The 14,815-nt window shown below is 73.9% G+C and carries 14 protein-coding genes; 12 read left to right on the top strand and 2 right to left on the bottom strand.

The genetic code is table 11. The features are described 5' to 3' along the window. Window positions 1-15 precede the first annotated feature (15 nt). The 9 genes from PV410_RS13880 to PV410_RS13840 all read left to right on the top strand — a co-directional run bounded on the left by PV410_RS13880 (window position 16) and on the right by PV410_RS13840 (window position 9,495). The gene (locus tag PV410_RS13880) at window positions 16-1,131 is read left to right on the top strand and encodes a quinone-dependent dihydroorotate dehydrogenase (protein WP_500324410.1); all 1,116 of its coding nucleotides are present in this window, start codon (window positions 16-18) and stop codon (window positions 1,129-1,131) included. Beyond that, window positions 1,128-1,961: an orotidine-5'-phosphate decarboxylase gene (pyrF, locus tag PV410_RS13875; protein ID WP_500324409.1), complete on the top strand. Its 834-nt coding sequence runs from the start codon at window positions 1,128-1,130 to the stop codon at window positions 1,959-1,961. Before PV410_RS13880 ends, pyrF begins: the two co-directional genes overlap by 4 nt. A gap of 224 nt (window positions 1,962-2,185) precedes the next feature. Continuing rightward, entirely contained in the window at window positions 2,186-2,509 is a 324-nt protein-coding gene (locus PV410_RS13870; RefSeq protein ID WP_018564176.1) for an integration host factor, read from the top strand. A 38-nt stretch (window positions 2,510-2,547) separates the two neighbouring features. Next, complete coding sequence (gene gmk / locus PV410_RS13865) at window positions 2,548-3,105, top strand: guanylate kinase (RefSeq protein ID WP_499510764.1); 558 nt, start codon at window positions 2,548-2,550, stop codon at window positions 3,103-3,105. A gap of 29 nt (window positions 3,106-3,134) precedes the next feature. Beyond that, the gene (gene rpoZ, locus PV410_RS13860) at window positions 3,135-3,407 is read left to right on the top strand and encodes a DNA-directed RNA polymerase subunit omega (protein ID WP_030610454.1); all 273 of its coding nucleotides are present in this window, start codon (window positions 3,135-3,137) and stop codon (window positions 3,405-3,407) included. A 103-nt stretch (window positions 3,408-3,510) separates the two neighbouring features. Further along, window positions 3,511-4,722 (top strand): bifunctional phosphopantothenoylcysteine decarboxylase/phosphopantothenate--cysteine ligase CoaBC, encoded by a 1,212-nt coding sequence (coaBC, locus tag PV410_RS13855; protein ID WP_500324408.1) that lies wholly within the window; start codon window positions 3,511-3,513, stop codon window positions 4,720-4,722. Window positions 4,723-4,922: 200 nt separating this feature from the next. Continuing rightward, complete coding sequence (metK, locus tag PV410_RS13850; RefSeq protein WP_500324407.1) at window positions 4,923-6,131, top strand: methionine adenosyltransferase; 1,209 nt, start codon at window positions 4,923-4,925, stop codon at window positions 6,129-6,131. A 133-nt stretch (window positions 6,132-6,264) separates the two neighbouring features. After that, window positions 6,265-8,412 carry a primosomal protein N' gene (locus PV410_RS13845; RefSeq protein WP_500324406.1) on the top strand — a complete coding sequence of 716 codons (2,148 nt, stop codon included), beginning with the start codon at window positions 6,265-6,267 and terminating at the stop codon, window positions 8,410-8,412. Window positions 8,413-8,991: 579 nt separating this feature from the next. Continuing rightward, window positions 8,992-9,495 carry a GNAT family N-acetyltransferase gene (locus PV410_RS13840; protein WP_500324405.1) on the top strand — a complete coding sequence of 168 codons (504 nt, stop codon included), beginning with the start codon at window positions 8,992-8,994 and terminating at the stop codon, window positions 9,493-9,495. 103 nt (window positions 9,496-9,598) lie between these two features. On the opposite strand, the gene PV410_RS13835 is transcribed toward PV410_RS13840, so the two are convergent. Next, on the bottom strand, window positions 9,599-10,105 hold the full coding sequence (locus tag PV410_RS13835; RefSeq protein WP_500324404.1) for a hypothetical protein: 507 nt from the start codon (window positions 10,103-10,105) through the stop codon (window positions 9,599-9,601). Window positions 10,106-10,292: 187 nt separating this feature from the next. Here PV410_RS13835 and def point away from each other — a divergent pair, with 187 nt between their 5' ends. The 3 genes from def to PV410_RS13820 all read left to right on the top strand — a co-directional run bounded on the left by def (window position 10,293) and on the right by PV410_RS13820 (window position 13,377). After that, window positions 10,293-10,838 (top strand): peptide deformylase, encoded by a 546-nt coding sequence (def, locus tag PV410_RS13830; RefSeq protein WP_500324403.1) that lies wholly within the window; start codon window positions 10,293-10,295, stop codon window positions 10,836-10,838. A gap of 32 nt (window positions 10,839-10,870) precedes the next feature. Then, window positions 10,871-11,803 (top strand): methionyl-tRNA formyltransferase, encoded by a 933-nt coding sequence (fmt, locus tag PV410_RS13825; protein WP_500324402.1) that lies wholly within the window; start codon window positions 10,871-10,873, stop codon window positions 11,801-11,803. Window positions 11,804-11,880: 77 nt separating this feature from the next. After that, window positions 11,881-13,377 (top strand): RsmB/NOP family class I SAM-dependent RNA methyltransferase, encoded by a 1,497-nt coding sequence (locus PV410_RS13820; protein WP_500324401.1) that lies wholly within the window; start codon window positions 11,881-11,883, stop codon window positions 13,375-13,377. A gap of 49 nt (window positions 13,378-13,426) precedes the next feature. On the opposite strand, the gene PV410_RS13815 is transcribed toward PV410_RS13820, so the two are convergent. Next, on the bottom strand, window positions 13,427-14,575 hold the full coding sequence (locus PV410_RS13815) for a glycoside hydrolase family 19 protein (protein ID WP_500324400.1): 1,149 nt from the start codon (window positions 14,573-14,575) through the stop codon (window positions 13,427-13,429). Window positions 14,576-14,815 lie beyond the last annotated feature (240 nt).

Here is a 14,815-nt window from a genome sequence, read left to right as displayed (position 1 = left end):
CGTGGAAGGCTTCGCATGTACTCCCTGCTGTTCAACCTGTTCTTCAAGCGCCTCGACCCCGAACAGGCCCACCACCTCGCCTTCGGTTGGATCCGGCTCGCCGCCCGGATCCCCGGTGTGCGCACCTTGGCCGCCGCCCTGCTCGCGCCGCGACACCCCGCACTGCGCACCGAGGCGCTGGGCCGCCGGATGCACGGCCCCTTCGGGCTGGCGGCCGGCTTCGACAAGAACGCCGTCGGCATCGACGGGCTCACCATGCTCGGCTTCGACCACGTCGAGATCGGCACCGTCACCGCCCAGCCGCAGCCGGGCAACCCCAGGCAGCGGCTGTTCCGCCTGGTCGCCGACCGCGCCCTGATCAACCGCATGGGCTTCAACAACGAGGGCTCCGCCGCCGTCGCCGCGCGCCTGGCCGCCCGCAGGGCGGTCTTCCCGACCACGGTCGGCGTCAACATCGGCAAGACCAAGGTCGTCCCGGAGCAGGAGGCGGTCGCCGACTACGTCACCTCCACCGAGCGGCTCGCCCGGCACGCGGACTACCTCGTCGTCAACGTCTCCTCGCCCAACACCCCCGGACTGAGGAACCTGCAGGCCGTCGACCACCTCCGGCCGCTGCTCAGCGCCGTCCGCGAGGCCGCCGACCGCACCGTGACCGATCGCCGCGTCCCCCTGCTGGTCAAGATCGCCCCGGACCTCGCCGACGAGGACGTGGACGCCGTCGCCGACCTGGCCCTCGAGCTCGGCCTGGACGGCATCATCGCCACCAACACCACCATCGCCCGCGACGGCCTCGGCCTGCGCTCGGACGCCTCACTGGTCAAGGAGACCGGCGGACTGTCCGGCGCCCCGCTCAAGGAACGCTCCCTGGAGGTGCTGCGCCGCTTGTACGCCCGCGTCGGCGACCGCATCACCCTCGTCGGCGTGGGCGGGGTCGAGAGCGCGGAGGACGTCTGGCAGCGCATCCTGGCCGGCGCCACCCTCGTGCAGGGCTACAGCGCCTTCGTCTACCGAGGCCCCTTCTGGTGCCGCACGATCCACCGGGACCTGGCCGGACTGCTGCAGGCCAGCCCGTACGCCACCCTCGCCGACGCCGTCGGCGCCGAGACCCGGAAGGAAGCCACCCCGCGATGAACCCCGAGCCCTTCGGCGCCCGGTTGCGCCGCGCCATGGACACCCGTGGACCGCTCTGCGTCGGCATCGACCCGCACTCCTCCCTGCTCTCCGACTGGGGCCTGCAGGACGACGTCGCCGGACTGGAGCGCTTCACCCGCACCGTGGTGGAGGCGCTGGCCGACCGGGTCGCCGTCCTCAAGCCGCAGAGCGCCTTCTTCGAGCGCTTCGGCTCGCGCGGCATCGCCGTCCTGGAGACGGCCGTCGTCGAGGCCCGCGCGGCCGGTGCCCTGGTGCTGATGGACGCCAAGCGCGGCGACATCGGCTCCACCATGGCCGCGTACGCGGCCACCTACCTCGACCCCGCCTCGTCGCTGTTCTCGGACGCGGTCACCGTCAGCCCGTACCTGGGGTTCGGCTCGCTGCGCCCCGCCCTGGACGCCGCCCGGGCGAGCGGCAGCGGCGTCTTCGTGCTCGCCCTGACCTCCAATCCGGAGGGCGCGGAGGTGCAGCGGTCAACCACGGCGAGCGGCGCGTCCCTCGCGCAGGTGATGCTGAACCACATCGCGGCGGAGAACGAGGGCGACCTGCCGCTCGGATCGGTCGGTGCGGTCGTCGGCGCGACGCTCGACCGGGCGGGTGTGGACCTCGCCGTGAACGGACCGCTGCTCGCCCCCGGCATCGGGGCCCAGGGCGCGACGGCGGCCGACCTTCCGCGGGTCTTCGGGGAGGCCGTGCGCAACGTCGTGCCGAGCGTCAGCCGCGGCGTGCTGAAGCTCGGACCGTCGGTCTCCGCACTGCGCGAAGCGGCGGAACGCGAGGCCGCACAGCTCGCCGAAGTCGTCAAGTAGCGGTCAAGACGTCCGGAAACCTGCGCAGATTTGTCCGAAAAGTCCTGGTCGGTTGACGCTGACCAGGACTTTTCTTCTTGTTTGCGCTGACTGACGCCGCTGGGGCCGCTAGTCTCCGTCGAGAGCGCGCAAGCTGCGCGTTTCACGTTGCCCCTGCAGGTGGGGGGCGACTAGGTTCCACACCGGTCCGTATCCGACAGTTCTACTTCCGAGGTGACGTAGGCGTGGCTCTTCCGCCCCTTACCCCTGAACAGCGCGCTGCCGCGCTCGAGAAGGCCGCCGCGGCTCGCCGGGAGCGCGCCGAGGTCAAGAATCGGCTCAAGCACTCCGGCGCCTCGCTGCACGAGGTCATCAAGCAGGGCCAGGAGAACGACGTCATCGGCAAGATGAAGGTCTCCGCCCTCCTGGAGTCCCTGCCCGGCGTGGGCAAGGTCCGCGCCAAGCAGATCATGGAGCGGCTCGGCATCTCCGAGAGCCGCCGGGTCCGTGGGCTCGGCTCCAACCAGATCGCATCCCTGGAGCGCGAGTTCGGCAGCCCCGCTGCCTGACGTTCCCAGCACCCTCCGGGAACCGGGATAATCGCTCCATGAGTGAACGTCCGCGGCTGACCGTGCTCTCCGGCCCCTCGGGGGTCGGCAAGAGCACGGTCGTCGCTCATATGCGCACAGTCCACCCCGAGGTGTGGCTCTCCGTCTCGGCCACCACCCGCAAGCCCCGCCCCGGTGAGGAGCACGGGGTGCACTACTACTTCGTCGAGAACGACGAGTTCGACAAGCTCGTCGCCAACGGCGAACTGCTGGAGTGGGCCGAGTTCGCGGGGAACCGGTACGGCACACCGCGCCAGGCGGTGCTGGAGCGCCTGGAGGCCGGCGAGCCGGTCCTGCTGGAGATCGACCTGCAGGGCGCCCGCCAGGTCCGGGAGTCGATGCCCGAGGCGCAGCTGGTCTTCCTCGCGCCTCCGAGCTGGGACGAGCTGGTCCGCCGGCTCACCGGCCGGGGCACCGAGGCTCCCGAGGTCATCGAGCGCCGGCTGGAGGCCGCGCGGGTCGAGCTGGCGGCCGAGCCGGAGTTCGACACCACCCTGGTGAACACCTCCGTCGAGGACGTCGCGCGCGAGCTGCTAGCCTTGATGGCTGTAGTCTGATCTTTTTGCACCCAATCGGAAGGTAGAGCGTGTCCTCTTCCATCACCACGCCCGAGGGCATCATCAACCCGCCGATCGACGAGCTGCTCGAGGCAACCGACTCGAAGTACAGCCTCGTGATCTACGCGGCCAAGCGTGCCCGTCAGATCAACGCCTACTACTCGCAGCTCGGCGAGGGCCTGCTCGAGTACGTCGGTCCGCTCGTGGACACCCACGTGCACGAGAAGCCGCTGTCGATCGCGCTGCGCGAGATCAACGCGGGTCTGCTGACCTCCGAGGCCGTCGAGGGCCCCGCTCAGTAACCGCGCCCAGGTGTTTCACCACGGGCCCGGCGGCACGACCGCCGGGCCCGTGGTGTGTCATGGGTGGTACGCACCACGGTCCAACACAGCGCGGGAGAGGTCGATGGGGAAGCCACAGGTCGTCCTGGGTGTGAGCGGCGGGATCGCCGCCTACAAGGCGTGCGAGCTGCTGCGCCGGTTCACCGAGTCGGGCCACGACGTGCGCGTCGTGCCCACGGCCTCGGCGCTGCACTTCGTCGGAGAGGCCACCTGGTCGGCACTGTCGGGCAACCCCGTCTCGACCGAGGTGTGGGAGAGCGTCCACGAGGTGCCGCACGTGCGCATCGGACAGGGCGCGGACCTCGTCGTGGTCGCCCCCGCCACCGCCGACGTGCTCGCCAAGGCCGCCCACGGGCTCGCCGACGACCTGCTCACCAACACCCTGCTCACCGCGCGCTGTCCCGTGGTGTTCGTGCCCGCCATGCACACCGAGATGTGGGAGCACGCCGCCACCCAGGAGAACGTGGCGACGCTGCGCCGCCGCGGCTCCATCGTCCTCGAGCCCGCGGTCGGCCGCCTCACCGGCGTCGACACCGGCAAGGGCCGGCTGCCCGAGCCCGCCGAGATCTTCGAGGCCTGCCGCCGCGTGCTGCTGCGCGGCCCCCGGGCGCTGGAGACCGACCTGGCCGGACGCCACGTCGTCATCAGCGCCGGCGGCACCCGCGAGCCCCTCGACCCCGTCCGCTACCTGGGCAACCGCTCGTCGGGCAAGCAGGGTTACGCGCTCGCCCGCACGGCCCTGGCCCGGGGCGCCAGGGTCACCCTGGTCTCAGCCAACACCGGCCTCGCCGACCCGGCGGGGGCGGACGTGGTGCGCGTGGGCACGGCGGTGCAGCTGCGCGAGGCCGTGCTGAAGGCCGCGTCCGACGCCGACGTGGTCGTGATGGCGGCCGCCGTCGCCGACTTCCGCCCGGCGCGCTACGCCGAGGGCAAGATCAAGAAGAAGGACGGCGAGGAGCCCGCACCCGTGGAACTGGTGCGCAACCCCGACGTGCTCGCCGAGCTTTCAGCCGAACGGCCGCACCCCGCCCAGATCGTCGTCGGCTTCGCCGCCGAGACCGACGACGTCCTCGCCAACGGTCGCGCCAAGCTCGCCCGCAAGGGCTGTGACCTGCTGGTCGTCAACGAGGTGGGGGACCACAAGGCCTTCGGCTCCGAGGAGAACGAGGCCGTCGTGCTCGGCGCCGACGGCAGCGAGACCGCCGTGCCGTACGGGCCCAAGGAGGCGCTGGCCGAGCAGGTCTGGGACCTGGTCGCCGCCCGCCTGCCTCGATGACACTTCGGGGCGGTACGTGTCCCCTACTGGCGTTCCGTCCCGAGGTGATGCACAGTGTCGCAGGTCACGGCATATCCAAGGTGCGAGATGCCGTGTCCCTGCGCATGGTCGACAGATAAACTGACCCATGGCCCGCCAGGCGCAGCCCTGCGCGAGCCGCCAATGATCAGCCAGCAGCCGCTGCAACCCCAGGGAGCGATGTGTCCCGCCGCCTGTTCACCTCGGAGTCCGTGACCGAGGGTCACCCCGACAAGATCGCTGACCAGATCAGCGACACGATCCTCGACGCGCTGCTCAAGGAGGACCCCTCCTCGCGCGTCGCCGTCGAGACGCTGATCACCACCGGTCTGGTGCACGTCGCCGGAGAGGTCACCACCAAGGGATACGCGGACATCGCGACCCTGGTGCGGAACAAGATCCTCGAGATCGGCTACGACTCGTCGAAGAAGGGCTTCGACGGCGCCTCCTGCGGTGTCTCGGTCTCCATCGGTGCGCAGTCCCCGGATATCGCGCAGGGCGTCGACACGGCGTACGAGAGCCGGGTCGAGGGCGATGACGACGAGCTCGACAAGCAGGGTGCGGGCGACCAGGGCCTGATGTTCGGCTACGCCTGCGACGAGACCCCCGAGCTGATGCCGCTCCCGATCACGCTGGCGCACCGGCTCTCCCGGCGGCTGTCCGAGGTCCGCAAGAACGGGACCATCCCCTACCTGCGCCCGGACGGCAAGACCCAGGTCACCATCGAGTACAACGGCGACAAGGCCGTGCGCCTCGACACCGTGGTGGTCTCCTCGCAGCACGCCAGCGACATCGACCTCGAGTCGCTGCTCGCGCCCGACATCCGCGAGTTCGTCGTGGAGCCGGAGCTGAAGGCGCTGCTCGACGACGGCATCAAGATCGACACCGACGGGTACCGGCTGCTGGTCAACCCCACCGGGCGCTTCGAGATCGGCGGCCCGATGGGCGACGCCGGCCTCACCGGCCGCAAGATCATCATCGACACCTACGGCGGCATGGCCCGCCACGGCGGCGGCGCCTTCTCCGGCAAGGACCCGTCCAAGGTCGACCGCTCCGCCGCCTACGCCATGCGCTGGGTCGCCAAGAACGTCGTCGCCGCGGGCCTCGCCTCGCGCTGCGAGGTCCAGGTCGCCTACGCGATCGGCAAGGCCGAGCCCGTCGGCCTGTTCGTGGAGACCTTCGGCACCCACACCGTGGACCACGAGAAGATCGAGCAGGCCATCGGCCAGGTCTTCGACCTCCGCCCGGCCGCGATCATCCGCGACCTCGACCTGCTGCGCCCGATCTACTCCCAGACCGCGGCGTACGGCCACTTCGGCCGCGAGCTGCCGGACTTCACCTGGGAGCGCACCGACCGCGTCGAGGCGCTGCGCCAGGCGGCCGGCTTCTAGGCCCTACCGTCGGGGGCGCGCCCGCCCCACGGCCTGACGACGGCCCCGGACCCCAGCGGTCCGGGGCCGTCGGCGTGCGCGGGGACACCTCCGGCGGCGTCCGGTGTCCGACGCGTCTGGTAACACTGAGGCTGTGAGCAGCGAGGACGACCGGCAGGTGTCCCCGGCGGCGGAGCCGCACGGGGGAGAGCAGCTCGCCCTCATCCGGGAGACCGTGCGCAAGGCCAAGGAGCCCCGCGCCAAGCCGCGGACCTGGCGGGGCGCGGCGCTGGCCGAGGGGCTGCCGGTGGCCCGCGTCCTGGTCGACAAGGGCCTGCTCCACCTCGACCAGTACTTCGACTACGCGGTGCCCGCCGCGATGGACGCCGAGGCGCGGCCCGGCGTGCGCGTCCGGGTGCGCTTCGGCGGCCGCGTGGGCAAGGGCGGCCGCCGCGAGGGCGGGGAGCTGCACGACGGCTTCATCGTGGACCGCCTCACCGAGAGCGACTACCGCGGCCCCCTCGCCCCGCTCGCCCAGGTCCTGTCCCCCGAGGAGGTGCTGACCCCCGGGCTGCTGCGGCTGTGCCGGGCCGTCGCCGACCGCTACGCGGGCGCCCTCGCCGACATCGTGCAGCTCGCGGTGCCACCGCGCCGGGCCAAGGTCGAGGCGGAGCCGGTACGGGAGCCACTGCCCGTTCCCGGCGCGCCCGAGCCCGGGCCGTGGCGGCGCTACCCGACCGGGCCGGCGTTCCTGCAGGCGCTGGCCCGCGGCGACACCCCGCGGGCGGTGTGGACGGCGCTGCCCGGGCCCCACTGGCCCGAGGAGATCGCCCGCGCCATGGCGGCGACGCTCGCCTCGGGACGCGGGGCGCTCGCCGTCGTACCGGACGGCCGCGCGGCCGCCCGCGTCGACGAGGCGCTGACCGCGATCGTCGGCGAGGGCCGCCATGTGCTGCTGACCGCCGACGCCGGGCCGGAGGAGCGGTACCGCCGCTGGCTGGCGGTGAGCCGGGGCAGCGTACGCGCCGTCGTCGGCACCCGGGCCGCGATGTTCGCGCCCGTGGCGGAGCTGGGGCTGGCCGTGCTCTGGGACGACGGCGACTCCAGCCACGCCGAGCAGCACGCACCGCAGCCGCACGCCCGGGACGTCCTGCTGCTGCGGGCCGCGGAGGAGCGGGCGGGCTTCCTGCTCGGCGGCCTCACCTGCACCGTGGAGGGCGCGCAGTTGGTCGACACCCAGTGGGCGCTGCCGCTGACCGCACCGCGCGAGCGGGTCCGGGCCGCCGCGCCCCTGGTCCGTACCGTCGGCGAGGGCGACGAGGCGCGGGACGCCGCGGCGCGCGCGGCGCGGCTGCCGTCGGTGGCGTGGCAGGTGACCCGGGACGCGCTGCAGCGCGGCCCGGTGCTGGTGCAGGTGCCCCGGCGGGGCTACGTACCGCGGCTGGCCTGCGAGCGCTGCCGCGAGCCCGCCCGGTGCGCGCACTGCGCGGGACCGCTGCAGCTCGGCGACGGGGAGAGCGCGCCGCACTGCGGCTGGTGCGGGCGGCCCGAGGCGGCCTGGCACTGCAAGGAGTGCGGCGGCTTCCGGCTGCGCGCGCAGGTGGTCGGTGCCCGGCGCACCGCCGACGAGCTCGGCCGGTCCTTCCCCAAGGTGCCGGTGCGGACCTCCGGGCGGGACGGCGTACTGGCCTCGGTGCCGGGCACGCCCTCGCTGGTGATCTCGACCCCGGGCGCCGAACCGGTCGCGGAGGGCGGCTACGCCGCGGCGCTGCTGCTGGACGGCTGGGCGCTGCTCAACCGCCCGGACCTGCGGGCGGGGGAGGAGACCCTGCGCCGCTGGGCGGCCGCGGCGGCGTTGGTGCGCCCGGCCGGCGAGGGCGGCACGGTGGTCGTCATCGGGGAGCCCACGCTGCGTCCCGTGCAGGCCCTCGTCCGCTGGGACCCGGTCGGCCACGCGGTGCGCGAGCTGGCCGAACGCGCCGAGCTGGGCTTCCCCCCGGTCTCCCGGATGGCCGCCGTCAGCGGCCGTCCAGCCGCCGTCGCCGACCTGCTGGCCACGGTCCGGCTCCCGGAGGGCACCGACGTGCTCGGCCCGGTGCCGCTGCCGATCACCGATCCCGCGCGGCCCCGTCGTTCCGGGGACACCCCACCCGGAGAGCGCTGGGAGCGCGTGCTGCTGCGCGTGCCGCCGGGCAAGGGCTCCGCCCTGGCCGCCGCGCTGAAGTCCGCGCAGACCGCCCGCATCGCCCGCAAGGAGCCCGACCCGGTCCGGGTCCGCATCGACCCGCCCGACATCGGCTAGCGCCCCGGGCGGCGCGTAAGGCGTCGGCGATGGCGGCGCCGCGTCGCCGTTCGCGTGGGGAGCCCGCCCCGCGTGGCGCCCGTGGCGGGAGTCGGCCGGTGGAGAGTGCGTCCTCGTCGGGTCGGTGCCGCGGGGTGTCTCCGGCCGATGGCGTCGCGTCGAGTCCGCGCGGACCGCCCCGGATCGCGCGCGGGGAGCATGACCTGGGTGAGCCCCGGTTGTGTGAGGCGGCCGGGTGGAGCGGGTGCCGCCGCCCTGTAGTGGCGCCGCCCTGGCGGGCGTTGCACTCCGCGGGGGCGCTCGCATCAGCCGCTGCCGGCCGGACCCGGGTGGGGACCCGGCGGTGGGTGCGGGCGGAGAGAGCCGATCACCGGCGCCGGGCGGTCCTGCTGTTCGAGGGGCACCCATCGCGTGGGCCTGGGGAGTGCACGCTGTTCCGGCCGGCGATGGCGCCGCCTTGGCGGCCGCGTTGGCCGTACGCGGAGGCCCGGCCCGGGTGGCGCCCCCGTCCTGAGGGAGCGCCGCGGGGTGGCTGTGGCCGGGGAAATGCGCTTGACGCACCGTCCTAGGGTTCCGGGCATGACCAGCACGCTCCGTCTGGAGAAGATCACCCCCGACAACGTCGGCGCCGCGATCGCCCTGAAGGTCCGCCCCGGCCAGGAACACCTGGTCGCGCCGGTCGTGAAGTCCCTCGCGGAGGCGTACGCGTACGGGGAGACGGCCTGGCCCCGGCTGATCGTCGACGGCGACCGGATCGTCGGTTTCCTGATGGCCTTCTTCGACATCGACTTCGCGGCCGACGGAACCAGCACCGACCTCCGCTCCGGTCTGTGGCGCCTCGCCGTCGCTGCGGGCGAACAGGGCCGTGGCTACGGCAGGTTCGCCGTCGAGTCCGTGGCGGCGGAGATCCTGCGCCGGGGCGGCACCCGGGTCACCACCACCTGGCATCCCGGCGAGGACGGCCCGGAACGTTTCTACCTGGGGCTCGGCTTCCGGCCCACAGGGGAGTCCAGCGGTGGCCAGACCGTGGGGGAGCTGGAGCTGGATCCGGCCCGGCTGCCGGCGGAGCACCGGCGGCCCTGACCGCGGTGCGTCCGTACCCGTACGCGCCCGTACGCGCCCGCCCCGGCGGCCGTCCTGTCGGCGTGGCGGGCGGCGGGGCGGGCGGGCCCGGGGAGCCGCCGGATCAGCCCGTGCGCGGGGAGGGGACCGCTCCGGGGACGGCCTCGTCGCGGGGGGCGGGGCCGGCGTGCGCGGGCATCGCGCGGGCCGCGGGCACGGAGGGCAGCACCGCCGGGGCCGGGGGATCGCCGTGCACCTCCGCCACGGCCGCTCCGGGCGGCGCCGAGCGCCGGTTGCCGTACCGCCGGTGGACGGCCTGCTTGGTGACGCCCAGCGCGGAGCCGACGGCGTCCCAGCTGAAGCCCAGGGAGCGGTCGAACTCGACGGCCGCGGTCACCAGGGTCTCGACGCTGTCCCGCAGCTCCTGGGCGAGCCGGACGGTGGGAGCGGGGGCGCGGCCGTAGACCACGAATCCCGCGGACGGCCCGCCGCGGCGGGGACGGTAGACGTTGCCCAGCTGGGTGGTGAGGGTGCGCAGCGCGTCGACCTGTCGGCGGACCCGCTCGATGTCCCGCACCAGCAGGTGAAGGCTCGCCCTGGCCTGGGCGTCATGAGTTGCGTGTTCGGGCATCAACTGGCCTCTCGAACCGGCTCTTGTGGGTCAAACTCCATTGACCAACGCGCCAGACTCCCGTGGAGTCACGCATCGGGGGCGCATCGCACCCTTCGGGGGGCGTGCGCAGGGGTGCGCGCCCCCACCCCACCGGCCCATAGACTGGGGCGGTTGCCCTGTCCCCGTCCGACCACGGAGCCACCGCGTGTCCATCCAGCCGATCCGCCTCTTCGGCGACCCCGTGCTGCGCATGACGGCGCAGCCCGTGACCGTCTTCGACAAAGAGCTGCGCACCCTCGTCAAGGACCTCGAGGAGACCATGAAGGACGCCCCCGGCGCAGGCCTGGCGGCTCCTCAGATCGGCGTCTCGCTGCGGGTGTTCACCTACCACGTCGACGGCGAGCTGGGCCATCTGGTCAACCCGGACCTCAGTCTGAGCGAGGAGGAGCAGGACGGCCCCGAGGGCTGCCTGTCCCTGCCCGGGCTGCGCTTCGACACCAAGCGGGCCCACGGCGTCGTCGCCCGGGGCTTCAACATGCACGGCGACCCGGTGACCATCGAGGGCACCCAGCTGCTCGCCCGCTGCATCCAGCACGAGACCGACCACCTCGACGGCATCATCTTCATCGACCGCCTCGACCGCGAGCAGCGCAAGGCCGCGATGAAGGCGATACGCGAGGCCGAGTGGGCCGGTCAGCCCGCGCCCCAGGTCCGCGTCTCCCCGCACAGCACCTTCGGCCGCGCACTGTAGGGCCGCGCACTGCAGAAAGGCACCCCGCACGCATGAGGCTCGTCTTCGCCGGCACCCCCGAGGTCGCCGTTCCCGCCCTCGACGCCCTGATCGCCTCCGGCCGGCACGAGGTCGTCGCCGTCGTCACCCGGCCGGACGCCACCGCGGGGCGCGGCCGCAAGCTCGTCGCCAGCCCGGTGGCCCAGCGCGCGGAGGAGGCCGGCATCGAGGTCCTCAAGCCCGCCAAGCCCCGCGACGAGGACTTCCTCGCCCGGCTCCGGGAGATCGCCCCCGACTGCTGCCCGGTCGTGGCCTACGGCGCGCTGCTGCCCCGCGTCGCCCTCGACGTGCCCGCCCACGGCTGGGTCAACCTGCACTTCTCCCTGCTCCCCGCCTGGCGCGGCGCCGCCCCGGTGCAGCACGCCGTCATGGCGGGCGACGAGGTCACCGGGGCCGCGACCTTCCTCATCGAGGAGGGCCTGGACTCCGGGCCGGTGTACGGCGTCGTCACCGAGGACGTCCGGCCCCGCGACACCAGTGGCGACCTGCTCACCCGGCTCTCGCACAGCGGTGCGAAACTGCTCTCGGCCACCATGGACGGCATCGAGGACGGCGCGCTGGTCGCCCGGCCGCAGCCCGCCGAGGGCGTCAGCCTGGCGCCCAAGATCACCGTCGACGACGCCCAGGTCGACTGGAACGCCCCGGCGCTGCGGGTGGACCGGCTGGTCCGGGGCTGCACGCCGGCGCCCGGTGCCTGGACCCTGTTCGGTGGCGAGCGCCTCAAGGTCGGCCCCGTCTCCCTGCTGCCGGAGCGCACCGACCTGGCGCCCGGCGAGCTGGAGGTCACCAAGCGCGCCGTGTACGTGGGCACCGGCAGCCACGCCGTGGAGCTCGGCGAGGTGCGTCCGCAGGGCAAGAAGCCGATGCCCGCCGCCGACTGGGCGCGCGGCGTCCGCGTCCCCTCCGGCGACCGGCTCGGCGCCTGACCGCGTCTGCCACGTACGCTCGAAGCGGGGCGCACCGCGTCCCGCCGTACCACCGACACTTCCGGAGCACCTTCCACGTGAGCGAACCGTCACGACGCCGACCGCAGCCCGCCGCCCGTCAGGGCCGCACCCAGGGCAGGCCCCCGCAAGGCGGCCGGCCCTACCGCAAGCCCCAGCGCGACCCCGTGCGCATCCTGGCGTTCGAGGCGCTGAGGGCGGTCGACGAGCGCGACGCCTACGCCAACCTCGTCCTGCCCTCGCTGCTGCGCGAGGCCGAGGCCGAGGCGGCACGCAAGGGCCGGGAGTTCGACCGGCGCGACGCGGCGCTCGCCACCGAGCTCGTCTACGGCACCCTGCGCCGTCAGGGCACGTACGACGCCGTGATCGCGGCGTGCGTCGACCGGCCGCTGCGCGAGGTCGACCCGCCCGTGCTGGACGTGCTGTCGCTCGGCGCCCACCAGCTGCTGGGCACCCGTATCCCCAGCCACGCCGCCGTCTCCGCCACCGTCGAGCTGGCCCGCGTGGTCCTCGGCGACGGGCGCGCGAAGTTCGTCAACGCGGTGCTGCGCCGGATCGCCGCACAGGAGCTCGACGCCTGGCTGGACGAGGTGGCGCCGCCCTACGACGAGGACCCCGAGGACCACCTCGCCGTCGTCCACTCGCACCCGCGCTGGATCGTCTCGGCCCTGTGGGACGCCCTCGGCGGCGGCCGCGCGGGCATGGAGGAACTGCTCGCGGCCGACAACGAGCGCCCCGAGGTCACCCTCGTCGCGCGCCCCGGCCGCGCCACCCCGCAGGAGCTCGCCGACGCGCTTCCCGCGGACGCCACGCTCCCCGGCCGCTGGTCCCCGTGGGCGGTCCGGCTCGCCGAGGGCGGCGACCCCGCCGCCATCGAGGCGGTGCGCGAGGGCCGCGCCGGTGTCCAGGACGAGGGCAGCCAGCTCGTCGCCGCCGCCCTGGCCGCGGCCCCGCTCGGCGACGGCCCCGACCGGCTCTGGCTGGACGGCTGCGCCGGCCCCGGCGGCAAGGCGGCCCTGCTCGGCGCGCTCGCCGCCGAGCGCGGTGCGGCCCTGGTCGCCTCCGAGAAGCAGCTGCACCGGGCCCGGCTGGTGGCCCGCGCCCTGGCCGGCAACCCCGGGCCGTTCGAGGTGATCGTCGCCGACGGCACCCGGCCCGCCTGGCGCCCGGGCGCCTTCGACCGTGTCCTGGTCGACGTGCCCTGCACCGGCCTCGGCGCCCTGCGCCGCCGCCCCGAGGCGCGTTGGCGCCGGCGCGCCGAGGACGTCCCGGGCTTCGCGCCCCTGCAGCGCGGCCTGCTGGAGTCCGCGCTGCGCGCGGTACGCGTCGGCGGGGTCGTCGGTTACGCGACCTGCTCCCCGCATCCGGCCGAGACCCGTGCCGTCGTGGAGGACGTCCTCGGCCAGCCGGGAGCCGTCCCCGCCGAATGGGTCGACGCCCGCCCCCTCATGCCCGGGGTCCACGACCTCGGCGAGGGCCCCGACGTCCAGCTCTGGCCCCACCTGCACGGCACCGACGCGATGTACCTCGCCCTGCTGCGCCGCACCGCGGAATGACCGCGCGGGTGCGGCCCGGACGTCCGGGCCGCACCCGCGCGGCGGAGGCTCAGCAGTAGAGGTTGGCACCCTGGCTGACGCCCAGGATCGCCGTGAACTGCTGGTACTTGCTCACCCGGCTCTGCACCTGCGCCGGGTTGCGGCCGTCGCACTCCAGGGACCCGTTGATGGAGCGGATCGTCTGGCCGAAGCCTGCCTGGTTCACCATGGCGTTGTGCGGGGTCATGGTGCCGGGGCCGCTCTGGGTGTTCCAGTACCAAAGGCCCGTGCGCCAGGCCACGGCCGCGTCCTGCTCCACGCGCCAGGGGTTGCCCAGCAGGTCGATGCCGAGGGCGTCGCCGGCCGCCTTGTAGTTGAAGTTCCAGCTGAGCTGTATCGGACCGCGGCCGTAGTACGCGGCCTGGCCGGCCGGGCAGCCGTAGGGCTGGCCCCAGTCGCAGTAGTGCGGGTAGTTGGCCGTGTTCTGCTCGACCACGTACACCAGGCCGCCCGTCTCGTGGCTGACGTTGGCGAGGAAGGCGGCGGCCTCCTGCCTCTTCACGGTGTCGCTGCCGGAGTTGGCGAAGCCCGGGTAGGAGCTCAGGGCCGCGACCAGGCCGCTGTAGGTGTAGAAGCCGTTGCGGCCCGGGAACATCTGGTTGAACTGGGCCTCGCTGACGACGAATCCGGACGGGTTCGTGCCGCCACCGCCGCTCGCGGGGGCGTTCCACTTCTGGTTCGCCCCGCCGGTGCAGGTCCAGATCTGCAGCCGGGTGCCGTTGGCGGAGTTGTTCTCCCGGACGTCCAGGCACTTGTTGGCGGCGGGGTTGACGATGTCGCGCGCAGCGGTGACGACCCACTGCTGGTTGGCACTGCCCGCGCAGTCCCACAACTGGACCGCGGCCCCGTCGGCGGTGCCGCGGTCGACGACGTCGAGGCACTTGCCGAGCGCGCGCAGCGTGCCGTCGCCGGGGTTGGACCAGCGCTGGGCGTTGGTCCCGTTGCAGTCGTAGAGCTGTACGGCGGTGCCGTTGGCGCTGTTGGCCGCGGCGACGTCGACGCACTTGCCCGCCAGGCCGCTGATCTGGCCGTCCGCCGCGCGGGCGGTCGGCGTCGCGACGAACAAGGTGGCCAGGAGCGCCGCGAGGACGGCGAACACCGCGGACGGGCCCAGGACGGTACGTCCTGCGGGGAGCCGTCCGGCGAGGGACGTGGACATGGGGGAGTCGCTCCTTACCCGGCCGGAGGCCGCGGTCGTGGGGGAGGGAGCTTGGCGGGGGGTGCTCCGCACGGCGGGCACGGGTCTTTCCGAGGGGGTCACGCACGGGCGCGGCGCGGCGTGCGTCGTGTCCGGGGCGGCGTGAACTTCCCTGCTGTGCCGTCCCGTTGAGCCCAGCTAGGTCTAGACCATGCCAGGGTGACGGGGTCACGTCAAGACTTGAAGGAGCGGGCGGGCCCG

It is taken from the genome of Streptomyces sp. PA03-5A (assembly GCF_033792725.1).
In the GTDB taxonomy this organism is placed as follows: domain Bacteria; phylum Actinomycetota; class Actinomycetes; order Streptomycetales; family Streptomycetaceae; genus Actinacidiphila.
This window is presented reverse-complemented; position numbering and strand designations above follow the sequence as displayed.